A 22,255-nucleotide genomic window follows, 5' to 3' on the forward strand; every position below is an offset into this window, starting at 1 on the left:
GTGCCCTGCCCGACCGGCCCGATCTTCCAGGCCTATGACCGCACCGATACGCCGAAAGCGCTCGAGGCGCTGGACATTCCGCCCGGTCGCACGGCCGGCAGCCTGGCAAACTGGCTCGGCACCAAAACGCGCAACGATCTCGAAGCGCCGGCCCTCAAGCTGGTGCCGGAGATCGGGGACGCGCTGGAAGCGCTGCGGGCCCGGCCCGGCTGTGCGCTGGCCCGCATGTCCGGCTCCGGGGCGACCTGTTTTGGCGTGTTCCCAACCCGCCATGACCTCAAGACCGCGAGCGACGCTCTGAAATCGGCCCATCCGGACTGGTGGATTGCGCCGACTCTGCTCAACGGTACGCGTCAGCCATGACTGATTATCCGGTTTTCATCGTCACCGCCGTTCTGGCGTTTCTGCTGTCCTATTATGGCTGTGTGCTGATGAAGCAGACCGGGGTGGTGGATGCCCCCGATGGCGGACGCAAGCAGCAGGCAAGCGCGGTGCCCCGCCTTGGCGGCTTCGGTGTCATGGCCGCGATTGCCATTGTCTATGCCGCCGCCGGCATGGCCCACACGCTGACGCCCGAGCTGATCACGCCCGACTGGCTGCCCGGCCATCATGCCGCGGTCGTGGCCGCGCTGCTGACAAGCGGGGCGCTGACCCTGATCGGGACGGGCGACGACATCAATGGCATGGGCGCGGTGACCAAGCTCCTGCTTGTTACGGCTGTCTGCGTGATCGCGCCGTTTTTCGGGGTCGCGACACCGGCCTTCGATTCGCCCTTCGGCAATGTCACCCTGCCGGCCATTACACTTGCCGGCTCGGCGCTGTGGCTGCTGGTGTTCACCAATGCCACGAACTTCATGGACGGCTCGAACGGGCTCGCGACCGGTTCGCTGGCGATCATGTTTGCCGGGCTGGGCGCGGCCTATGGCGCGCATGCCGACATGCCGTTCCCGCCGGGGCTGGCCGCGATCCTTGCCGCGATCGCCGCCTTCCTCATGCACAATCTGCGCGGCACGCTCTATGCCGGCGATGCCGGAGCGTTTGGCCTGGGCGGCCTGTTTGCGGCGCTGGGCCTGGTTTCAGGGCTGCCGGTCTGGACCGTCGCGCTGCTCGCCCTGCCCTTCCTGGCCGACGTACTGATGACGCTGGTCCTGCGCGCGCGCCGCGGCGACGCCTGGTTCGAGGCGCATAGCGATCACGCCTATCAGGCACTGCTGCAGGCCGGCTGGAGCCATATCGAGGTGGCGCTCATCTGGTGGGGGCTGTCGGCGGTCTGTGCGGTCGCCGCCTTTGTCGCGACGGCCGGCGGCGGGGCGCTACCCTTTGTCCTGTTCTGGGTCTTCGCCTTGGTCTTTGCCTTTCTGTGGACCGGCATTCGCCGCGAAACGGCGCACAAGGTCGCGGGCGGCGCTGGCCGATAGCATGCGCGGCGGGGCCCAGGGCCGGTAGGCCCAGCCAAGCCCTGCCCCAAAGACGACGAACAGCCCGCCGAACAGAAGCACGAACAGGGTCTCGTCCTGCGCCGTGCCGCCCATAGCGACCGAGGCCCACAGGCCGAGCCCGAACAGCCCGGCCAGCAGACCGATCAGGAACATGGCCCAGCGCACGCCCGACCCGGCCCCGAAGGCCACCGGCATATCCGGCTCACGCGCGGCAAGATTTTCGAGCACGCTCGCGGCCAGCGACATGAATTGCTGATTGTGCTCGCTCGGCCGGCGGAGATTGCAGGCGATCCGGTGGCGTCCATCGCCCTGGTAAAGATCCAGCCAGGCGGTGTAGACGCGCTGCGAGGCCATTTCGGCAAACCGGGCGGACTCGATCCGCCCGAGATCGCAGAACAGCTCCCCATTCTTGGTCAGGAAGCCGCCGTCGAGTGTCCAGTTGTCCCGGCCCCGCATCAGGGCCGGTTTGAACTCGAAACTCTGAATATCGTCCGCCATCGGGCCGCAGCCGCTCCTTACATGTTCGGATAGGCCGGACCGCCGCCGCCTTCCGGCGTCGTCCAGGTGATGTTCTGGTTCGGATCCTTGATATCGCACGTCTTGCAGTGGATGCAGTTCTGCGCGTTGATCTGGAAGCGCGGCTCCTTGCCGTCTTCCTCGACCCATTCATACACACCGGCCGGGCAATAGCGCGCCGACGGGCCGGCATAGACGTCATGCTCGGACTTCTTCTGCAGCTCCATGTCCTCCACGATCAGGTGGACCGGCTGGTCCTCGGCATGATTGGTGTTGGTGAAGGAAACATTGGTCAGCTTGTCGAAGCTGATCTTGCCGTCGGGTCTGGGATACTCGATCGGCTTGTGCTTGGCCGCCGGCTCGAGCGCCTGGGCGTCGGTCTTGCCATGGCCCATCGTGCCGAAGAAGGAGAAGCCGCCGAAGAGCTTGGTGGTCCACATCTCGACACCGCCCATGAGCGTGCCCACGGCCGTGCCCATCTTCGACAGAAGCGGCTTCACATTGCGCACGAGATAGAGCTCCTTGCGCACCGAGGAGTCTTCATAGGCTTCCTGATAGGCGATCAGCTCATCGCCCTGGCGGCCTTCCTTGATCGCGGCGATGGCGGCTTCGGCCCCCATCATGCCGGTCAGGATGGCGTTGTGGCTGCCCTTGATGCGCGGGACGTTGACGAAACCGGCCGAACAGCCGATCAGCGCGCCGCCCGGGAAAGTGAGCTTCGGCAGGGACTGGTAGCCGCCCTCGGTGATGGCGCGAGCGCCATAGCCGACGCGCTTGCCGCCCTCGATATGCTTCAGGATATCGGGATGGTGCTTCCAGCGCTGCAGCTCCTGATAGGGCGAGAGGTAGGGGTTCTTGTAATTGAGGTGCACCACGAAGCCGAGCGAGACATAGGGCTCGCCGCCATCGCGGAAGTGGTAGAGGAAGCTGCCGCCGCCGGTCTTGTCGTCGAGCGGCCAGCCCAGCGTGTGCTGGACATAGCCTTCCTTGAAATTCTCCTCCGGGACCGACCAGAGCTCCTTCAGGCCGATGCCGTATTTCTGCGGCTCCCGGCCTTCGGAGAGATCGAATTTCCGGATCAGCTCCTTCGACAGCGAACCGCGCGCGCCCTCGGCGAAGAGCACGTATTTGCCGAGCAGCTCCATGCCCGGCTCATAGTCCGGCTTGTGGCTGCCATCGGCGCCGATGCCCATGACGCCGGCAACCACACCCTTCACTTCGCCGTCATCGCCATAGACCAGCTCTGAAGCCGCAAAGCCGGGGAAGACCTGGACGCCGAGATTTTCCGCTTCCTGGCCGAGCCAGCGCGCCACATTGGCGAGCGAGCCGGTGAAGTTGCCATGGTTCTTCATATAGCCCGGCATGGGCAGCCAGGAGATGTCCATCGAGCCCTTCGGCCCAAGCCAGACAAACTTGTCGCCGGTCACTTCCGTCTTCAGCGGACGGTCATCGCGTGTCCGCCAGTCCGGAATCAGCGCGTCGAGCCCGGATGGGTCGACCACGACACCCGAAAGGATATGCGCCCCGATCTCGCCGCCCTTTTCCAGCACGACGACTTCCAGTTCGTCACCGGCTTCATTGGCGATCTGCTTCGCCCGGATCGCTGCGGCGAGCCCGGCTGGCCCGCCCCCGACGATCACAAGGTCGAACTCCATCGATTCGCGTTCTACTGCCTCGGCCATACAAATACTCCCAGCTATGGCGGTGTCTGTCCGCCTGCCCTATACATGCTCTGCCTCCGGTCTACAGTCGAATCCGCTGAATGCCAAAGGTCTGAATGTCCCAAACTTCTTCTTCCCCTGCGTTAAAGGCCCTCACCGACTGGTGGGCCGAGATGGGCGTCGAGGCCGACGAGACCCAGATGCGCGCCTGGAAAAAGGCGGCCGAAGAGACCGCGAAGGCCGCACCGGCTCCACCGCCCGTACCGCCCGAGCGCCTGCCGCGCCATCTGCGCAAGAAAACGCATGAAGACTGGGTCAATGACGCCAAGGAGCTTGCCGCCGGCGCCGACACGCTGGATGCGCTGAAGACCGCCATTGAGGGCTATGATGGCTGCATCCTGAAAGAGGCCGCGCGCAAGACCGCCGTGTTCGACGGGGTGCAGGGCGCGCCTGTCATGGTGATCGGCGAAGGCCCGGGCGGCGAGGAAGACCGGATCGGCCTGCCCTTTGTGGGCAAGGCGGGCAAGCTGCTCGACAAGATGCTGGCCGCCATCGGGCTTTCACGCACCGAGAACACCTTCATCACCAATGTGAATTACTGGCGCCCGCCGGGAAACCGCAATCCGAGCGATGAGGAGCTCGAGCTGTGCCGGCCTTTCGTCGACCGGATGATCGAGCTCGGCCAGCCGAAACTCATCATCGCGGCCGGCGGTGTGGCGGCGAAATCGCTCCTGCAATCACGCACCGGCATCATGAAGCTGCGCGGCACCGAGCATGTCCTGAAGACACCGGGCGGCTATGACGGGCCGCTCTTCCCGATTTTCCACCCGGCCTTCCTGCTGCGCCGGCCGGAAGAAAAAAGCCGCGCCTGGCGGGACCTGCTTAACATTCAGGCACGGCTGGAGGCGCTTTAGACAAAAGAAAAAGCCCGACGTGGAGGGGTAACACGTCGGGCTCTTGAGAAAGCCCATCGGCGCGCGAGGGGAAACGCGGAGGGCTTTTTGTGGCGGACATCCGCCGGATGTGCAGTCCAGCTCCCAGTCCTGTCCAAGTCTACTCTTCGAGCTTCTCTTCGGCTTTTTCCTCGACAAGCTCGATTTCAGCGTCCTTACGTTTTTCAAACGCCGCACCGAGTTTTTCGTTCCCGTCCTCGCCGATAACGTCCTCGGCGACCGGGAAAATGTCCTCTTCCTCTTCATCGATATGGTGCTCATAGCGATGACGCATGTCCTTGAACTTGGTCAGCCAGGCCGGTGAGGAGAAGTCGGTCTCGTTCAGCTCTTCCATCATGTCGTCGAGCTCCTTGTGCTCGGCGACCGAGTGGCGGCCTTCCTGCTGGCCTTCCTCATCGGCGATCAGCTTGGAATAGAAGGTCTCTTCCTCGGCGGCGGCGTGCGCGCTGACATCATGATAGAATTCATCCCAGGCTTTCCGGCGCTCTTCGGAATCGCCATGCGTATCGGCGATGGTCGCGAGCAGCTTGCGGTGGCGCTCATGGTCCTGTTTCAGGGTCTCGTAGATCGTTGACATAGTCCTTGTTCCTTCTTGCGGGATTACGTGTCTTGAAACGCCCGATCTGGCAAAGGCGTTCCCGGCCTTTCGACACACTCGACGCGGCCCGGATTTGGACTAAGAGAGGGTCCAGCATGCCCGCACCGATCTCGATCATCCTTCCGACGCTCAACGCCGAAGCCAGTCTTCCGGCCTGTCTCGACAGCCTGATGCCGGGACTGGAAGCCGGTCTGATCCGTGAACTCGTCATCTCCGATGGCGGCTCGGACGACCACACTCGCGACATCGCCGAAGGCGCCGGGGCCAATGTGCTCACCGGCGCGCCTGGCCGTGCGAAACAGCTGATCGCCGGGGCAGAGGCCGCGCGCGGCGACTGGCTGCTCTTCCTGCATGCCGACACGGTGCTCTCGCGCGACTGGGCCGAGCGGGTCGCCGGACACCTGGCAGACCGGCCGGACAAGGCGGCGGTCTTCACGCTCGCCTACCGCTCCGATGCGCCGATGGCGAAAGTGATCGCGGCCCGGGCCAACCGGCGCGCGCGCTGGCTTGCCCTGCCCTATGGCGACCAGGGCCTGCTCGTCTCGCGCAAGCTCTATGACGCCGTTGGCGGCTATGACGACGTGCCGCTGTTGGAGGATGTGCGCCTCGTGCAGGCCATCGGGCGCAAGCGGCTGGCCTTCCTCTCGGCGGAAGCGCGCACCTCGGCGGCGAAGTATGAGCGCGATGGCTGGCGCAAGCGCAGCTGGGCCAATGCCTGGCTGATCACCCGCTACCTGATGGGCGCCTCGCCCGAGACGCTGGCCAGGGCCTATCGCTAGAGATCCTCGCCATGCGCCTGCCACCAGGCATCGGTGGCGAGCCCCTCGCGATGGGCCGCCAGCAGGACCGATTTGAGCTGGTCGAGCGAGGCCGGCTGGCATTCTGTCATCTTGTCGGTCTCGACACGGCCGCCACCCGCCTCGAAGCCGGCCAGCGCGGTCTCGTCCAGCTCCTCGCAATCGAGCCCGGCGACCTGCAGGGTCGCGCCGCGCGCATCCGGCTCCAGCATGCGCCGGGCGAGGCCGTACATGTAGAAAGTGCCGTCCTCGGTCTGCACACCGGCTTCGGCGATGAAGACCTGGCGCCCGCCCGCCTGGATCAGCGGCGCGAAGCGGACATGCAGGTCGCCCTCTTCCTCACGCGGGGCCTCGACGAGATAGCCGTCATCCTGGCGCATCAGCGTCAGGCACGGGTCTTCCGCCTCGAGGCAGACCACAAGGCCGCCCTCAGCCGGCAGCACCGCCGCCTCCGGTTCGATCAGCGGCGTCTCGGACACAAAGCAGCCCGTCAGGGCGAGCCCTGCCAGGAGCGGTAAAATCCGTGCAGTCAAACGTGTCATCATGATCCATTCCCACCCATATGCGTTCAGATAGAGACAAGCTGACCCGCGATTGATGGCTTTTACATGACCAAACCGACCTTGCTGATCTTTGCCAAACCGCCCCGCATGGGGCTTTCCAAGACGCGTCTGGCCAAGGATGTGGGGCGTGCCGAAGCCCGCCGGATCGCCCGTTTCGCCCTGGCGAAAACCATGCAGGCGGCCCGCGGTACCGGCTGGGAGACCCGGCTTTGCATCACCCCGGACAATGCGGTCGGCGAAACGCTGGGCGGGCTCTGGCCCGCCTCTCTGGAACGGACGGCGCAGGGCCGCGGCAATCTTGGCGACCGTATGGGCGCCGCTATGGAAGCCGCGCCGCACGGGCCGGTTCTCTTTATCGGCACCGACGCGCCGGGCATCCGCCGGCGGCATATCCGCGAGGCGGTCAGACTGCTGTCGCATAATGGCGCCGTCTTCGGACCAGCCGACGATGGCGGCTTCTGGCTACTCGGGCTCAGCCACAGCCTGCGCGACCGGCACATTTTCGACGATGTCCGCTGGTCGGGCCCGCATGCCATGGAGGATGTCTGGTCGAACCTGCCCGCGCGGGCTCATATTTCCCTGCTGCCCCGGCTGCTTGACATCGACACCGGGAAAGACTGGAAAGTCTTTAATAATCAGTCATCCCATTAACCCAACGCAGCTCTGTTGATTTAGGTTATCGACGCTCCGTCCCGGTTCGGACCAAGTCCGCATAACGCTAATGAAAGTCATCTGAATGTACCGACTTGCTTATGTCAGTGCCGCCGCTGAAGAACTCACGGCGACTGACCTCCAGGACATTCTGGAAGCTGCCATCCGGAACAATGCCGCGTCCGCCATCACCGGAACGCTGATGTTCAACGGAGTGAGCTTCCTGCAGATTCTCGAAGGCCCGGAAGAGAAAGTCGAGGCGCTCTTCGACCGGATCTGCGACGACTCGCGCCACAGGCACATCGTCACCATCATGCGCGAAAGCGGCACGCGGCGCAGCTTCGACGAGTCGCCCATGACGCTGAACACGGTCGAATGCCCGGTCGCCCCCCTGCCGGACGGCATCACCCTGTCCTCCGACCTCAGCCTGTTCCTGCCAGCCGGCCTGCCGGACTATTACCGGAACATCCTCGTCAGCTTCAACACGATGCGCGCCTAGAACATCCCGCGCCGGGCAGTGAACGGGCCGGGCCATCCACAGGCTTTGCTCAAAGCGTTCTTGTTTTGTTCTGACGACTGTGCTTGTCTCTGTCCCCATGAGGCAGACACAGAAACTCACGCCGAAAGGCCGCGTAACCCTGGTCGACACGGCCGGGGTTGAGGAACGCTTCGAACACAGGGGCCGGGGCGCGATCTCAAACCAGACCGGCCGGTATGAGCGCGAGACCCGGTTTGCCTTCGATGATGGCTGGGGCACGGTCGAGGATGAAGCAGACCGCCTGGAAACGACGCTGACGCGCGAGACCGCGAAGACGATCATCACCTATAACCGCTCGCCGGACATCCCCTTCGACCGCACGATCAATCCCTATCGTGGCTGCGAGCATGGCTGCGTCTACTGTTTCGCGCGGCCCACCCATGCCTATCAGGGCCTCTCGGCCGGGCTCGACTTCGAGAGCAAGCTGTTCTTCAAGCCCGACGGCCCGGCCCTGTTGCGGCGGGAGCTGTCACGCCCCTCCTATGTCGTGCGCCCGCTCGCACTCGGCATGAACACCGACGCCTACCAGCCGATCGAACGCCGCCTGCGGCTGACGCGGACCTTCCTGGAGATCCTGTCCGAGCACAATCACCCGGTCACCCTGCTCACCAAGTCGGCGCTGATCCAGCGTGATATCGACCTGATCGCGCCCATGGCCGAGAAGGGGCTTACCCGGGTCGGTGTCTCGCTGACGACGCTCGACCCGAAACTGGCCCGGCGCCTGGAACCGCGGGCCGCGGCTCCGCACCGCCGGCTGGAAACGATCCGCGCGCTCTCCGATGCCGGCATTCCGGTCATCGCCATGACGGCGCCCATCATCCCGGCCCTCAACGAACCGGAAATGGAGCGCCTGCTGGAAGCGGCTGCCGAGCATGGAGCCTCGGGGGCGGGCTATGTCATCCTGCGCCTGCCCTATGAGCTGAAGGACATCGTGCATGAGTGGCTGGTGCAGCACTATCCCGACCGGGCCGCGCGCATCATCAACCAGCTGCGCGAGATGCGCGGCGGCCAGGATTATGATTCCAACTGGTTCGAGCGTGGCACCGGACGCGGACCGCATGCCCGCTTCATCGCCCAGCGCTTCCAGAAGGCGATCCGGCGGCTGCGCCTCGACACACCCCGTCCGCGCCTGCGCACCGACCTCTTCCGTCCCTCGGAAGGCCGAAACGGCCAGATGCTGCTCGACGTCTGAGCCTGTCCTTTCACAGTCAGCCCACAGGAAACACCGAGTTTTCTCCACAGACTTGTCCACAGGCCCGAAAAATCGTTACGGTTGCGGAATGAGCGGCATGCGCAGTCCGGCTGCAGCTGTCAGGGGCATTGCGTAACGAAGCAGAAACCAAATCGGGGCCGGATGGGGGTTCAAGTTGATTCGAGTAGAGGGGCTGAAAACGTCATGGAGCTGATCCGCAACACGATCATGGAAGGTGAATGCGTCGATGTCCTGTCGCGCCTGCCGGATAAATCCGTCGATCTCGTCTTTGCCGACCCGCCCTATAACCTGCAGCTCGGCGGCGGCCTGACACGGCCGGACCAGTCGGCGGTCGCCGGCGTCAACGATGCCTGGGACCAGTTCGACAGTTTCGACGCCTATGACCTGTTCACCCACCAGTGGCTCACCGAATGCCGCCGCGTGCTGAAGGATGACGGCGCGATCTGGGTGATCGGCTCGTATCACAACATCTTCCGCGTCGGCGCCATCCTCCAGGATTCCGGCTTCTGGATCCAGAATGACGTGATCTGGCTGAAATCGAACCCGATGCCCAACTTCAAGGGCACGCGCTTCCAGAACGCCCACGAGACGCTGATCTGGGCGGCCAAGCAGGAAAAGTCGCGCGTCACCTTCAATTACGATGCGCTGAAAGCCTTCAATGAAGACAAGCAGATGCGGTCTGACTGGACGATCCCGCTCTGCACAGGCTCCGAACGCCTGAAGGACACCGCCACCGGCAAGAAGGCGCACCCCACGCAGAAGCCCGAAGCGCTGCTGAAGCGCGTCCTGCTGGCGACAACCAATCCCGGCGATGTGGTCCTCGACCCCTTCTCCGGCACCGGCACGACGGCGGCTGCGGCCAAGATGCTCGGGCGCGACTATGTCGGCGTCGAGCAGGACCCGGCCTATGTCCGCCTGTCGCGCGCCCGGCTGAAGGCGATTACGCCGCTCAATGGCGAGGCGCTCGAGACCCAGAAAGGCGCCAAGGCCCTGCCGCGCGTGCCGTTCGGCGCGCTGGTCGAGAATGGCTGGCTGAAACCCGGCGACCGGCTCTGGTCGCCCAAGAAGCGCCATTTCGCCCGCATCCGCGTCGATGGCAGCCTGGCGACCGGGGACGCCTCCGGCTCGATCCACCGGCTCGGCGCACATGTGATGAAAGCCCCGGCCTGTAATGGCTGGACCTTCTGGCACTATGAATCGCCAAAGGGCGACCTCGCCCCGATCGACCTGCTGCGCCGGCGCTACCGCCAGGAAATGGGTCTGAACTGATCCCCGCCCGGCAAAACGGCTAGCCAAACATCATCCACAGCGCGACGAGCGCGAGCACGCTGCCGAATACCCTGTTCAGGAGATGGGCCCGGGCCTCATCCCTGAACAGCGCCGCGATCTGGCCGCCGAGCAGCGTCCAGAGGGTGAAGGCGAGCAGATTGTTGAGGGTGAAGACGCTGCTGATCCAGCCGACGGCCAGGAGCTTGCCGGACGCGGCTGCGGCTTCCAGGAACTGGCTGAACATCAGCGCGATGATCACATAGGCTTTCGGATTGAGCAGCAGCAGGACCGCGCCGCCCCACACCCCGGCCGGACGGGCCTCGCCGACCGTGTCGATGGCGCTGGCCCGGAACAGTTTCCAGGCGAGATAAAGCACATAGGCCGAACCGGCCCATTTGATGGCCTGGAAGACGATGGGAGAGCGCTCCAGCGTCGTCTCGAATCCGAACCCGATGGCCAGCGTCACCAGCAGGGTCGCGACGTGATAGCCCAGACTGGCCGGCACGGTCGCCGCCGGCCCGAAGCGGGCGCCGTTGGCGGCAAAGAACATGTTCCCCGGCCCGGGGCTGTAGGCCAGCGGAAACAGAAAGACGATCAGGGCTGCGGTCAGCTCGAACATCGGGTACCTCAAGATCGGATCCGAGGCAGGTCTTGCGCTTTCAGCCCGGGCAAGCGACCCGAATCTTGCGGTTGGCCAACTTCCCTTTGACAAAGGCTGACGCCACAGGAGAGACCGCCTATGGTGAGCACACGACACCCTGGGCAGACAGAAGGACGCACACGGCATGGGGCACGAAGGCCAGGAAATCTTTCTGAAGGACGTTCTCGTCTTTCTGTTTGCCGCGGGCGTGATCGTGCCGGCCTTCCGGGCCCTGAAACTGCCGGCCGTCGCCGGCTTCCTGATTGCCGGTGTCGTGCTCGGCCCGCATGGGCTCGGCACCTTCGAACATCTCTGGGCGCCGCTGCAATTCGTGACCGTTTCCGACCCGGAAGCCGCCGCCCCCTTCGCCGAGCTCGGCGTGCTCTTCCTGCTCTTCCTGCTCGGCCTTGAGCTGTCCTTCGAGAAGCTCTGGGACATGAAACGCGTCGTGTTCGGCGCAGGCGGCACGCAGGCCATCCTCGGCGCGACCGTGACCGGGACCGTGCTCTGGGCCTTCGGGGTGAGCGCGCAGGCCGCCGCGGTGATCGGGCTGGCGCTCGCGCTCTCGTCGACGGCCATCGTCATGCAGGTGCTGACAAGCGAGCACCGCGCCGCCACACCGGCCGGGCGCACCGCCTTCGGCGTACTGCTCTTCCAGGACATCCTCGTCGCCCCGATCCTGATTTTCGTGAGCTTCCTCTCGCCTGAAAACAGTGTGAACATCGTCCAGACCGTGATCCGGGCGCTGTTCGAAGGGCTGCTGACGGTGGCCGCCATCGTCATTGCCGGGCGCTTCGTGCTGCAGCACGTCTTCCGGCTGGCCGCGCGCTATGGCGGACGCGATTTCCTGATGGCGCTGACGCTGTTCACCGTCATCGGCGCTGCAGTGATGACGGGCATGGCTGGCCTGTCGGTCGCCCTCGGCGCCTTCCTGGCCGGGCTGATGCTCGGCGAAACGGAATTCCGCCACCAGACCGAAGTCGACCTCGATCCGTTCAAGGGCCTCCTGCTCGGCATCTTCTTCATGACGGTCGGCATGAGCATCGATCTCGTCGTCATCGCCGAGATGGCGCCCATCGTGCTCGGCGGCCTGGCCGGCCTTCTCCTGATGAAGGCGCTCGTCTCCTGGGTCGCCTGCCGCCTCTTTGCCGGGCCCGCGCCGGTGGCCACCGAAAGTGCCTTCCTGCTCGCGCCCGCCGGGGAATTTGCCTTCGTGATCATGGCGGCCGCCGCCGGCGCCGGCATCCTGACGCCGGAGCTCACCACGCCCGTCAGCGCGATTGCCGGGCTCTCCATGCTGCTGATCCCGCTGACCTCCCGGCTCGGCGTCTCGCTCGCCAGACGGATGAAGACGCCGGAGCCGGAGACGCTGCAAAACACCGATTTCTCCGACCGGGAAGGCCATGTGATCATCGCCGGCTTCGGCCGGGTCGGCCATACGATTGCGCGCATCCTGCACGAGGAACAGGCCGATATCGTCATCCTCGAGCGCGGCTTTCACTCGGTTCAGCGCGGGCGCAAGGAAGGCTGGCAGGTCTCGCTCGGCGATGCCGCCCGCCGCGAAATCCTCGAAGTCGCTGGCGCGCACGGCGCCTCGCTCTTCGTTGTTACCGTGGACGATCCGGCGAGCGCGGAAGCCATGGTGCGCGCTATCCGCTCGCTGAGGCCGACCGTACCGGTCTTTGCCCGCGCCCGTGACGCCGAACACGGCCAGGCGCTGCGCCGGGCCGGCGCGACCTTCGTCATTCCGGACGCTATCGAGGCCGGGCTGCAGCTGGCGGGCCGGGCCCTGCAGGAGTTCGGCTATGCCAATGAGACGGTGCGCGACCTGATCGGCTCGGAACGCGACGAGGAATACCGCAAGGCCTCCGAGGGCTAGAAGCGTGAAGCCTCAGGCAAGATCGGCGCCACAGCGGGGGCCTCCCCATGGTTTATCCATGGGGGCCATTTGCTGCCGTCTGAGCCTGGTGCGCGGTCAGGAGATGGGTGCCACGGCCAAGCCGTGGCAAGGCATCCTCAATCGTCAGGCGTTCAAACCGCCAGCTTCAGCGCCTTGGCGAACACGCTCGGAAAGGCGTCGGCGGCCGTCCCGGCCTCCATCCAGTCATATCCGTCCGGCGCGGCCTCGAGGCTGAAGCGGATGACATCCAGCCGCAATTCGAAATGGGTGAAGACGTGGCGAACCTCGCCCAGCGTCTCACCTGCCTCTTCCGCCCAGACGGGACGGCTGACATCGCCCGCCTCTTTCCACTCCGTCGTCGGCAAGGCCAGCATGCCCCCGAGCAGGCCCTTGTCCGGGCGCCGCTCGACCAGCACGTCATCGCCGCGAAAGACGGCAAACACCTCGCCCTTGCGTTTCGGCTTGGCCTTCTTCGCCGGCTTCACCGGATAGCGCTCCGGCTCGCCCTCGGCATGGGCGGCACACCACGGACGGACCGGGCATATGAGACAGTTCGGCCGCTTCGGCGTGCAGATGGTGGCGCCGAGATCCATCAGCGCTTCGGCAAATTCGCCGGGCCGGTCTCCGGGCACGAGATCGCGCACGATGGCAGCGATCCGTGCCTTCTCCTCCTTCCACTCGCCCTTGGCCGCCAGAAGCCGGGCGAACACCCGGTCGACATTGCCGTCCACAGCCGGCGCGCGTTCTCCGAAAGCGAGCGCGGCGACGGCGCCGGCAGTGTAGGCCCCGATGCCCGGCAGCTCGCGCAAGCCCTTTTCAGTCTTGGGCCATGCCCCGGCAGCAGCGACCTCTCTCGCGCATTTCAGCAGGTTGCGGGCGCGGGCATAATAGCCAAGCCCCGCCCAGGCGGCCATGACATCGCCATCCTCGGCGGCGGCAAGGTCATCCACGGCGGGCCAGCGCTCGGTGAAAGCATGAAAGTAGCGTGCCGCATGCGGCACGGTCGTCTGCTGCAGCATGATCTCGGCGAGCCAGACCCGGTACGGGTCCGGCGTCGCCCCGGCCGCGCGCGCCTTCGGCCCGACCCGCCATGGCAGATCGCGGGCATGGCGCGCATACCAGTCGAGCAGCGCGGCTGGCAGGTCTTCAAACTCTGGTGAAACCGCATTTGCGGCCTTTCCACGTGATCGCATGCGGTGCACAATTGTGAGGATGGTCACAAGGTCAAGTCTCGATCCGCTGGAAGAAGCCCGCGCGCGTGTCGCGCTGCGCTATCAGCGCGCCCGTCCTGTGCGGCCGCTGCCGAACTCTTTCGGGGCCGCGGCGATGAAGCTTGCCCGCAAGAAGCTGCCTGAAAAAGGCCCGGCCATCGGCCGGCTGAAACTGCTATGGGCCGATATTGTCGGCGAGCAGCTCGCCAAGGTCTGCGAACCCGACAAGATCGGCGCCAGCGGCAAGGGTAAGGGCCGCGTGCTGACGCTGAAATGCATTCCGGCGGCCGCGACCATGGTGCAGCACCAGTCCGAGACGATCCGCCAGCGGGTCTCGGTCTCGCTGGGCGGCGACATCCGCGAGGTGCGCCTGAAGCAGGGCCCGCTGACGCGTGGCGGCCAGCCTGCCCCGCCCCGGCGCAGGCGCCCGCTGTCGGCTGAAGAGCGCGAACAGTTGCAACACTCCGTTTCCGGGATAGAGGATAGCGAGCTGAAGAAGGCGGTCCTCGCCCTCGGCGAAGCCGTGCTCACCCGGACCGAGTCATGAGCGCCCCTGGCGCCGTTAACCCCTTGGAAACCACTCCGACTCAATCTCTTAAGAAAAGGTTATGACTATGAGAGCCATCACACGCCGCACAGCTGTTCTCGCTGCGTCCCTTCTCGCCATGGCCGCCTGCGGCGCCGCGGGCGAAGGCAATGGCAATTCTTCATCGGCGAATACAGACGGCGCTGCGACGGGCGACATGTATATCGGCGAGGAAGATGCGCCGGTCACGCTGGTCGAATACGCCTCCTGGACCTGCCCGCACTGCCTGCAGTTCAAGAATGACGTGATCGCCAAGGTCAAAGAGGAATATGTCTCGACCGGCAAGGTGAAGTTCGTGTTCCGCGAATTCCCGACGGCCCCGGCCAATATCACGGTCGCCGGCTTCGCCATTGCCCGCTGTGCCGGCGAGGACAAGTATTTCGACGTGCTCGACGAGCTGTTCGAGCGCCAGATGGCGATCATCAGCATCGCGCGCGATGGCGGCCAGGTGAAAGCCGCCCTGCAGCAGATCGCGGCCAATCACGGCATCACCGATCCGGCCGCCTTCGACCAGTGCCTGCAGGATTCCGGCATTCGCAAATCCATCGCCGCGGCTGTCGGCCAGGGCGAGGATGCCGGCGTGACCGGCACGCCGACCGTCTTCATCAATGGCGAGGAGCCGGACGGCACGCAGTGGCGCACCTGGGAAGGCATGCAGACCGCGCTGAATGAAGCGCTCGGCGAGGACGCGCCTGCGGCCGAACCGGCGGCTGCCGAGAGCGAAACGACGGCGCCGACGGAGACCTCTGACCCGGCTGAAACGCCCGCCGCTGCAGGCGAAAGCGACATGGACGCCGAATCCGGCGATACAGGAACGAGCGAACCGGCGTCAGAAGAGCCGACACCGGAGTAACACCAACACAGGGGAGCCTGCTTTGCACATTACAGAGCTGCGCATTGCAGGCTTCAAATCCTTTGTCGAGCCGCAGGAAATTCCGGTTCTTCCCGGCCTGACCGGCATTGTCGGACCGAATGGCTGCGGCAAGTCCAACCTCCTCGAAGCGCTTCGCTGGGCCATGGGCGCAAGCTCGGCCAAGGCGATGCGCGGCGGGGAGATGGACGACCTGATCTTCTCCGGCTCGCAGCAGCGCCCGGCCCGCGAACTGGCCGAGGTCACGCTGGTTCTCGACAACACCGCGCGTACCGCCCCGCCGGAATTCAATGCTTCCGACGTGCTGGAAATCCAGCGCCGGCTGAAACGGGGCGCGGGTTCGACCTACAAGCTGAATGGCCGCACCGTGCGCGGCAAGGATATCCAGCTCATCTTCGCGGATGCCTCGACGGGGGCAAACTCCCCCTCATTGGTGCGCCAGGGCCAGATTTCCGAACTCATCGGCTCCAAGCCGCAGAACCGCCGCCGCATCCTCGAAGAGGCTGCCGGCATTTCGGGGCTGAATTCCCGCCGCCATGAGGCCGAGCTGAAACTGCGCGGTGCCGAGACCAATCTGGAACGCCTGTCGGAAGTCTCGGCGGAAGTCGAGCGCCAGCTGGAAAGCCTGAAGCGCCAGGCCAGAAAGGCACGCAAATACAAGGAACTGTCGGAGAAGATTTCCGCGCTGGAAGCCTTCCTCGCGCACCTCAAATGGGAAGCCGCCAAACAGGCCAAGGCGCAGGCCGAGGAAGAGCTTGCCCGCTGCCGCAATGCAGTCGAGCAGCTTTCGCGGGAAGCGGCTGTCGCCGAGACTAAACGGATCGAGGCCGGTGAAGGCCTGCAGCCCCTGCGCGACGCGGAATCGGTGGTCTCCGGCAAACTCGGCCAGGCCCGGATCGACCTCGCCCGGCTGGAGACAGAGCGCAAGAACGCCGCCGACCTGCTGGCGCGTCATGAGAGCGAAGCCCGCCGCCTGATGGACGATATCCAGCGCGAGCAGGCCCAGAAGGACGAGGCCGAGCAGGCGCTGGAAGAAGCGAAAGACAATCTCGCCGCCCTGCCGACCGAGGATCCGCAGGCCAATGAAGAGCTCGAGCAGAAGGCCAAGGCCGACCTCGAGGCCGCCCGCACCGCGCTCGACGACGCGCAGGCGGCGGCCGACGAGGTCTCTGCCAGGCTCGCCGCCATGAAGGCCGAGCGTCAGGCCGCCGAGGCGAGCGCGGAAGCCCAGCGCCGCCGCAAGGCCGGCCTCGAAGCCGATGCCGAGCGGCTGAAACGCCAGCTGGCCGAGATGCCGGACACGGCGGCCCTTCAGACGAAACTGACCGAGGCCCAGCAGGCCGAGGAAGCTGCCGAAATGGCGGTTCACGATGCCGAGCGCGCCGTCGATGCCGCGGAAACCGCGCTCGCCGAAGCCCGCGAGGGCGAAGCCGAGGCGCAGGCGCCGAAGGACGAGGCCGATCAGGCCGTGCGCACGCTGGAGTCCGAAATTGGCGGGCTTCAGCGCCTCCTGAAGAAAGCCGAAGGCCCGCAGGCCCCGCCGGTGATCGACCGGGTGCGCACACGCGACGGCTATGAAAAGGCTGTCGCCGCCGCGCTGGGCGATGATTTGCAGGCCTCCACGCAGACCGACTCCTCGCTCTACTGGGCCGGGCGCGAGGTTAAGACCGATGCTCTGCCCGCCGGTGCCGAGCCGCTGCACACTTTTGTCGACGCGCCCGGCGAGCTCTCCGCGCGCCTGTCGCAATGCGGCGTGGTCAGCCCGCAAGACGGGCCCCGGCTCGCTGGCGAGCTGAAGCCCGGCCAGCGGCTGGTCACGACCGAAGGCCATCTCTGGCGCTGGGACGGGTTTACCCGTACCCCCGATGCGCCGGTCTCTGCCACCGAACGGCTGGCCCAGCAGGCCCGGCTGGAAGACGCCCAGGGCGAAATCGGCCCGGCGCGCGAAAGGCTGTCTGAGGCTGCCGCGGCCCTCTCGGAGGCCAAGGCCGCGCGCATCACCGCCGAAGACGATCTGAAAGACGCCCGCCGCCAGGTCTCGCCCAAGACCGCAGAGCTGAATCGCGCGCGCTCGGCCACGGCCGAAGCCAAGCAGGCCTTCGAGCGCGCGGACGTCAAACGCGAATCGGCCAGCGAAGCGCTCGCCCGCGTCGAATCGGATTTGCGCGGGGTGGAAGAATCGCTGTCGCTGGTCTCCATCGGCGGCGACGACACCGAGCTGGAACGGCTGGAAGCAACGTCCGAGAGCGCGCGCGAACAGCTGCGCCAGGCCCGCGAGCACGAGACCGAGTGCCGGGGCCGGCTCGCCGACATCACGCGCAACCGCGAGCAGGCGATTGCCCGGCGCGAGGGCTTCCAGAAGGATGTCGAGCGCTGGACCACCCGGCTCGCCAATAGCGAGCAGCGCCTGGACGACATGCTCAAGCGCCGCGCCGAAGCCGCCGGCGAGGCCGAACGCGCCCGCTCCAAACCGGAAGAGATGCAGGGCGAGATCGATGCACTGGCCGAGCGCGTCGCGCAATTCGAGGAAGAGCGCAAACAGGCTGCCGACCGGCTCGCCGAGAAGGAAGCGAGCCTGCGCGAAAGCGAAACCCATGCCCGCGAGACATCCAGCGCGGCGATGGAAGCGCGCGAATCGCTCGCCGGTGCGAAGGTGCGCCTGGAAAATGCCGAGGGCCGGCTGGAGGATGCGGTCGAGACCGCGCGCACCCAGTTCCAGCGCATGCCGGAAGGGCTGATGACGCTCGCAAAGGCCGGGATCGACGAAGAGGAGCTGGAAACGCTTGAGCCGTCCGAGGCCGAGCGCCAGCTCGATTTCCTGCGCCGCGACCGCGACCAGCTGGGTGGCGTGAACATGGAAGCCGAGGCCGAAGCCGACGAACTCGCCGAGCGTCTGGGCGCGCAGGCTGTCGAGAAGGATGACCTGCTGCGGGCTATCGAGAAGCTCCGCGAGGGCGTTGCCGCGCTCAACGATGAGGGCCGCGCGCGCCTGCTGGAAGCCTTCGAGCGGGTGAACGAACACTTCAAGGCACTGTTCACCACCCTCTTCCGCGGCGGCGAGGCCGAGCTGCGCCTGGTCGATGACGAGGATCCGCTGAAGGCCGGCCTGGAAATCATGGCACAACCGCCGGGCAAGCGGCTCGGCACGCTGAGCCTGATGTCTGGCGGCGAGCAGGCGCTGACGGCGACCGCGCTGATCTTCGCGGTTTTCCTCTCACGGCCCGCCCCGATCTGCGTGCTGGACGAGGTCGACGCGCCGCTGGACGATGCGAATGTCGACCGCTATTGCCGCCTGCTGGACGAGATGCGACGCAAGACGAATACACGCTTCATCGTCATCACTCACAATCCGGTGACGATGAGCCGGATGGACCGCCTGTTCGGCGTCACCATGCGCGAAAAAGGCGTCTCGAAGCTGGTTTCGGTCGATCTCGATGCCGCCGAAGAGCTCGTCGCAGCCGAGTAAGGCGCTGCGTCAAATACGGAAAACTAATTAAGATCAATAATTTCAAGGCCCTACACGGCCATACTGCGGCTTGACTTGGGTCATGGCCTCAAATAGCTTCCGGCGCAAATGGCAGGGGGTCCTCCCCATGTCGGTTTCGAGCGGCATTCAGGCGTCTCACATGGCCGGTCCAGAGCGGAATGATCTCAGCGAACGGATCGCGAAAGCCCAGGCTGAACGGGCATCGAGAGACGCCGAGAAGGCGCGGCGCGAAGCAGACATGGACGGGTCGGTCTCGGCCGGTGCGCAGGCGCTCCGCTATGGGGCAGAGTTCGGGGCATCGGTCTTTGTCGGGATTATGTTCGGTCTCGTGATCGACCACTTCTTCGGCACAAAGCCCTGGGGATTGCTCGCCATGCTGGGATTCGGCCTTGCAGCCGGAATCCTTAATGTTATACGCGCCTATCGCCAGCTGACGGCGGCAGGAAACACAGACGCAACGGGCCCGGATGACGGGCCGGAGAACGACGGGACAAAGGGCTGATGAATCTCTCCTTCCGGCAGATCGCCGACCCGATGCACCAGTTCGAGGTAAAGAAGCTGATCGAGATCGGTCCGATCGGCGGACTCGACCTGTCCTTCACGAACGCCTCTTTCTACATGCTGCTTGGCTGCGTGCTGATCGTGGCCTTCTTCGGCATGGCCGCCTCGCGCGGCAAGCTGGTGCCGAGCCGCATGCAGTCCATCGCCGAGATCGGCTATGGCTTCGTCGCCGACATGATTCGCGGCGCGGCCGGTGAGGAAGGGCTGAAATTCTTCCCCTTCATCTTCACCCTCTTCTTCTTTGTGTTCTTCGCGAACATGCTGGGCATGATCCCGTACGCCTTCACCACGACCAGCCACCTGATCGTGACCGGCGCGCTTGCCCTGCTCGTCATTTCCATCGTGCTCATCTACGGCTTCTACAAGAACGGCTTCAAATTCCTGAAGCTGTTTGCGCCCGCCGGCGCGCCGTGGCCGATCTACATTCTCCTGGTGCCGATCGAGGTCATCTCCTTCGTCGCCCGTCCGGTGACCCTGGCGCTGCGTCTTTTCGCCAACATGCTGGCCGGACACATCATGCTGAAGCTGTTTGCCGGCTTTGCCATCACGCTCGCTTCGCTGGGCGGAGCCTATATCGTGATCGCGCCGCTTGCCTTTGGCATGGGGATCGCCCTCAATGCGCTGGAATTCCTCGTGGCCGGGCTGCAGGCTTATGTCTTCGCAATCCTGACCTGCGTCTACATCAACGACGCGCTTCACCCCGCTCACTAAGGACTTGTTTCGCCGGTGCGGCCCGTCATGGCCGCGCCACAACACTTGACGCGCCCGCACGAACAGGCTTCACGGGCACCAAACCAATATCAGTCTTTCCTAAAGGAGATCTCGAAATGGACGGCGATATCACTCTCGGCCTCAAATATGTCGGTGCAGGCCTCGCCACGCTGGGCATGATCGGTGCCGCCATCGGTGTGGGTAACATCTTCGGCTCGTTCCTCGACGCCGCGATGCGCAATCCGTCGGCTGCCCCGCAGCAGACCGGCAACCTCTTCATCGGTATGGCCCTGTCGGAAGCCCTCGGCATTCTGTCCTTCCTGGTGTCCATCCTGATCCTGTTCGTGGTCTGAGGTTTCAGACTTTCGACTTCGGCTGGCCCGCACCCGATGGTAGACGGGCCGGCCATTTCCCTTCTGACGTGCTGCCATCAAGGTTGACTCCATGATGTTCCTGTCTCTTGCCGCTCCCGCGCCGAATGCCGAAGGCAGTGGAGGTGCATCCTTCCCGCCCTTCGATCCGTCGCACTTTGCGTCCCAGCTCTTCTGGCTGGTGATCCTCTTTGGCGGTCTCTACATCGTCCTCTCCCGGTTCGTGCTGCCCAAGCTGGGCGGCGTGATCGAGAAGCGCGGTGACACGATTGCCGATGCCCTCGACGAGGCGGCCCGCCTCGACGAACAGGCCAAGGAAGCCAAGCAGAAGCAGGAACAGCATCTTGCCGAAGCCCGCGCCAAGGCCCGCGAAACCGCCGACAAGGCGCGCGACAAGGTCGAGGCCGAAATCGCCGAGGAATCGCGCAAGGTGGACGAGCAGCTCTCCGCCCGCCTGGACGAAGCCGAGACGCGTATCCGCAAGGTCCGCGCCGAAGCCCTGTCCAATGTCGAATCCATCGCCACCGAGGCGACCCAGGCCATGCTCGGCCGTTTTGGCGTGAAGGCAACCAAAGCCGACGCCAAGGCCGCCGTCGACCGGGCAACGAAAGGCTAGGAGATCATCATGACGAGACGTCTTCTTACCACGGCCCTTCTCGCCACGCTTGCGGCCCCGGTTGCCCTGGCGGTCGAGGAAGGCGGACACGAGGCCGGCAGCGGTTTCTATCACATCGTCGCGCCCTTCCTGGACCCGACGACCAATGTCGCCGCCGCGGCCTTCGTGATCTTCATCGCCATCGCTGCGGCCATGGGCGCCTTCAAATTCGTCGGCCGGTCGCTCGATGACCGGGCCTCGGAAATCCAGAAGCAGCTGGACGAGTCCCGCGCCCTGCGCGAGGAAGCCGCCTCCATGCTGGCCGATGCCGAGCGCAAGCAGAAGGAAGCCGACCAGACGGCCGAAGCCATGGTCAAGCAGGCCAAGGCGGATGCCAAGCTGATGGTCGAGCAGGCCCGTAAGGACCTCGCAGAGCGCGTCGCCCGCCGCGAGGCCCAGGCCGAAGCCCGCATCGCCCGCGCTGAGGCCGAAGCCGCTGAGGATGTGCGCCGCACGGCTGCCGATGCCGCCACGCGCGCCGCCAAGGACATCATCGCCAATTCGCCCAAGCGCGGCGATATGTTCACCGAAGCGCTCAACGAGATCGAGAAGTCGCTGAACTAGGGCTCCGCCTGACAGTCAGAATTTGTAAAAGCCCTGCCCTTTAAACGGCGGGGCTTTTTCTTGTTTGGGTTTTCGAAAGAAGAGCGCGCCTATCGCGTCGGGTTCTTGTCGCGCCCGAAGACCAGCTTCATCAGCCAGTTCGGCGCGAAGCGCTCGAGGCTCGGATGGCGCGCCATCCGGTTCTCCATCCAGCGCTTGCCCCAGATCGCATTACGCCCCAGCAGGATGACACCCAGAATGGCCAGCGGCAGGCCGATCGGCAGGACCGGCGTCAGGAAGGCCACCGGAATGGCGAGCGCAATCATGCCGAGCCCGGTAACCGCGAGAACCTGACGAAAAAGGGCGCGAAGGCCAGTGGTGACAGTCTGTAGTGGCACGCGCCGACGCTCCTCTTATCTGGTCTCTCTTTCGTCTTCCGGCTCAGGATATGGCTTCGATATCCGGGAATATCCAGCTATCTGACTGCATTACCAGATGAAGCCCTGATTGTGATCAATTTC

At 65.1% G+C, this 22,255-nt stretch carries 23 protein-coding genes and 1 pseudogene; 17 read left to right on the forward strand and 7 right to left on the reverse strand.

Annotated elements, in window-relative coordinates; genetic code table 11:
* Both B8784_RS00520 and B8784_RS00525 read left to right on the forward strand, forming a co-directional pair.
* Positions 1-363 (forward strand): annotated as a pseudogene (locus B8784_RS00520) (4-(cytidine 5'-diphospho)-2-C-methyl-D-erythritol kinase); the annotation flags it as partial.
* Positions 360-1,418, forward strand: coding sequence for a glycosyltransferase family 4 protein (locus tag B8784_RS00525; RefSeq protein WP_084395678.1), 1,059 nt, complete (start codon positions 360-362; stop codon positions 1,416-1,418). The pseudogene B8784_RS00520 and the gene B8784_RS00525, both read left to right, overlap by 4 nt.
* On the opposite strand, the gene B8784_RS00530 is transcribed toward B8784_RS00525, so the two are convergent.
* Both B8784_RS00530 and B8784_RS00535 read right to left on the reverse strand, forming a co-directional pair.
* Positions 1,314-1,937, reverse strand: a complete 624-nt coding sequence (locus tag B8784_RS00530; RefSeq protein ID WP_084395679.1) for a hypothetical protein — start codon at positions 1,935-1,937, stop codon at positions 1,314-1,316. The genes B8784_RS00525 and B8784_RS00530 overlap by 105 nt on opposite strands.
* Positions 1,938-1,954: 17 nt before the next feature.
* Positions 1,955-3,637: an electron transfer flavoprotein-ubiquinone oxidoreductase gene (locus tag B8784_RS00535; RefSeq protein WP_084395680.1), complete on the reverse strand. Its 1,683-nt coding sequence runs from the start codon at positions 3,635-3,637 to the stop codon at positions 1,955-1,957.
* Positions 3,638-3,732: 95 nt separating this feature from the next.
* Here B8784_RS00535 and B8784_RS00540 point away from each other — a divergent pair, with 95 nt between their 5' ends.
* Positions 3,733-4,530, forward strand: coding sequence for a uracil-DNA glycosylase (locus B8784_RS00540; RefSeq protein ID WP_084395681.1), 798 nt, complete (start codon positions 3,733-3,735; stop codon positions 4,528-4,530).
* Positions 4,531-4,669: 139 nt separating this feature from the next.
* Here B8784_RS00540 and B8784_RS00545 read toward each other — a convergent pair whose 3' ends face one another.
* Positions 4,670-5,146 (reverse strand): hemerythrin domain-containing protein, encoded by a 477-nt coding sequence (locus B8784_RS00545; protein WP_084395682.1) that lies wholly within the window; start codon positions 5,144-5,146, stop codon positions 4,670-4,672.
* A gap of 116 nt (positions 5,147-5,262) precedes the next feature.
* Here B8784_RS00545 and B8784_RS00550 point away from each other — a divergent pair, with 116 nt between their 5' ends.
* Entirely contained in the window at positions 5,263-5,946 is a 684-nt protein-coding gene (locus B8784_RS00550; protein ID WP_084395683.1) for a TIGR04283 family arsenosugar biosynthesis glycosyltransferase, read from the forward strand.
* Here B8784_RS00550 and B8784_RS00555 read toward each other — a convergent pair.
* Entirely contained in the window at positions 5,943-6,509 is a 567-nt protein-coding gene (locus B8784_RS00555) for a hypothetical protein (RefSeq protein WP_143435222.1), read from the reverse strand. The two genes, B8784_RS00550 and B8784_RS00555, sit on opposite strands and share 4 nt — an antisense overlap.
* 63 nt (positions 6,510-6,572) lie before the next feature.
* On the opposite strand from B8784_RS00555, the gene B8784_RS00560 reads away from it, so the two are divergent.
* The 4 genes from B8784_RS00560 (at position 6,573) to B8784_RS00575 (ending at position 10,198) form a co-directional block, all read left to right on the forward strand.
* Positions 6,573-7,178 carry a TIGR04282 family arsenosugar biosynthesis glycosyltransferase gene (locus B8784_RS00560; protein WP_084395685.1) on the forward strand — a complete coding sequence of 202 codons (606 nt, stop codon included), beginning with the start codon at positions 6,573-6,575 and terminating at the stop codon, positions 7,176-7,178.
* Positions 7,179-7,263: 85 nt separating this feature from the next.
* Positions 7,264-7,677 (forward strand): BLUF domain-containing protein, encoded by a 414-nt coding sequence (locus B8784_RS00565; protein WP_084395686.1) that lies wholly within the window; start codon positions 7,264-7,266, stop codon positions 7,675-7,677.
* Positions 7,678-7,774: 97 nt separating this feature from the next.
* Complete coding sequence (locus B8784_RS00570; protein ID WP_084395687.1) at positions 7,775-8,908, forward strand: PA0069 family radical SAM protein; 1,134 nt, start codon at positions 7,775-7,777, stop codon at positions 8,906-8,908.
* Positions 8,909-9,112: 204 nt separating this feature from the next.
* Entirely contained in the window at positions 9,113-10,198 is a 1,086-nt protein-coding gene (locus B8784_RS00575) for a site-specific DNA-methyltransferase (RefSeq protein ID WP_084395688.1), read from the forward strand.
* 19 nt (positions 10,199-10,217) lie between these two features.
* Here the strand turns inward: B8784_RS00575 and B8784_RS00580 are convergent, their stop codons facing one another.
* Complete coding sequence (locus B8784_RS00580; protein ID WP_084395689.1) at positions 10,218-10,817, reverse strand: LysE family translocator; 600 nt, start codon at positions 10,815-10,817, stop codon at positions 10,218-10,220.
* Positions 10,818-10,983: 166 nt separating this feature from the next.
* Between B8784_RS00580 and B8784_RS00585 the strand changes: the two genes are divergently transcribed.
* Positions 10,984-12,717, forward strand: coding sequence for a cation:proton antiporter domain-containing protein (locus tag B8784_RS00585; RefSeq protein ID WP_084395690.1), 1,734 nt, complete (start codon positions 10,984-10,986; stop codon positions 12,715-12,717).
* Between the two features lie 152 nt (positions 12,718-12,869).
* Here B8784_RS00585 and B8784_RS00590 read toward each other — a convergent pair whose 3' ends face one another.
* A complete protein-coding gene (locus B8784_RS00590) occupies positions 12,870-13,931 on the reverse strand; it encodes an A/G-specific adenine glycosylase (RefSeq protein ID WP_084395691.1) in 1,062 nt (353 codons plus the stop codon).
* Positions 13,932-13,950: 19 nt separating this feature from the next.
* Here B8784_RS00590 and B8784_RS00595 point away from each other — a divergent pair, with 19 nt between their 5' ends.
* From B8784_RS00595 to B8784_RS00630, 8 genes are all read left to right on the forward strand, one after another.
* Positions 13,951-14,496: a DUF721 domain-containing protein gene (locus tag B8784_RS00595; RefSeq protein ID WP_158085529.1), complete on the forward strand. Its 546-nt coding sequence runs from the start codon at positions 13,951-13,953 to the stop codon at positions 14,494-14,496.
* Between the two features lie 67 nt (positions 14,497-14,563).
* Positions 14,564-15,388: a DsbA family protein gene (locus B8784_RS00600; RefSeq protein ID WP_158085530.1), complete on the forward strand. Its 825-nt coding sequence runs from the start codon at positions 14,564-14,566 to the stop codon at positions 15,386-15,388.
* 22 nt (positions 15,389-15,410) lie between these two features.
* Positions 15,411-18,872, forward strand: coding sequence for a chromosome segregation protein SMC (smc, locus tag B8784_RS00605; protein ID WP_084395694.1), 3,462 nt, complete (start codon positions 15,411-15,413; stop codon positions 18,870-18,872).
* Between the two features lie 127 nt (positions 18,873-18,999).
* The gene (locus B8784_RS00610; RefSeq protein ID WP_158085531.1) at positions 19,000-19,395 is read left to right on the forward strand and encodes an AtpZ/AtpI family protein; all 396 of its coding nucleotides are present in this window, start codon (positions 19,000-19,002) and stop codon (positions 19,393-19,395) included.
* A complete protein-coding gene (locus B8784_RS00615; protein WP_084395696.1) occupies positions 19,395-20,165 on the forward strand; it encodes a F0F1 ATP synthase subunit A in 771 nt (256 codons plus the stop codon). Before B8784_RS00610 ends, B8784_RS00615 begins: the two co-directional genes overlap by 1 nt.
* A 116-nt stretch (positions 20,166-20,281) precedes the next feature.
* Positions 20,282-20,518, forward strand: a complete 237-nt coding sequence (locus B8784_RS00620) for a F0F1 ATP synthase subunit C (protein WP_084395697.1) — start codon at positions 20,282-20,284, stop codon at positions 20,516-20,518.
* Positions 20,519-20,609: 91 nt separating this feature from the next.
* Complete coding sequence (locus B8784_RS00625; RefSeq protein ID WP_084395698.1) at positions 20,610-21,152, forward strand: F0F1 ATP synthase subunit B family protein; 543 nt, start codon at positions 20,610-20,612, stop codon at positions 21,150-21,152.
* Positions 21,153-21,161: 9 nt separating this feature from the next.
* Positions 21,162-21,755 (forward strand): F0F1 ATP synthase subunit B family protein, encoded by a 594-nt coding sequence (locus B8784_RS00630; protein WP_084395699.1) that lies wholly within the window; start codon positions 21,162-21,164, stop codon positions 21,753-21,755.
* Between the two features lie 89 nt (positions 21,756-21,844).
* Here the strand turns inward: B8784_RS00630 and B8784_RS00635 are convergent, their stop codons facing one another.
* Positions 21,845-22,132: a hypothetical protein gene (locus B8784_RS00635; RefSeq protein ID WP_199288568.1), complete on the reverse strand. Its 288-nt coding sequence runs from the start codon at positions 22,130-22,132 to the stop codon at positions 21,845-21,847.
* Positions 22,133-22,255 lie beyond the last annotated feature (123 nt).

The organism is Henriciella aquimarina (assembly GCF_002088975.1).
In the GTDB taxonomy this organism is placed as follows: domain Bacteria; phylum Pseudomonadota; class Alphaproteobacteria; order Caulobacterales; family Hyphomonadaceae; genus Henriciella; species Henriciella aquimarina.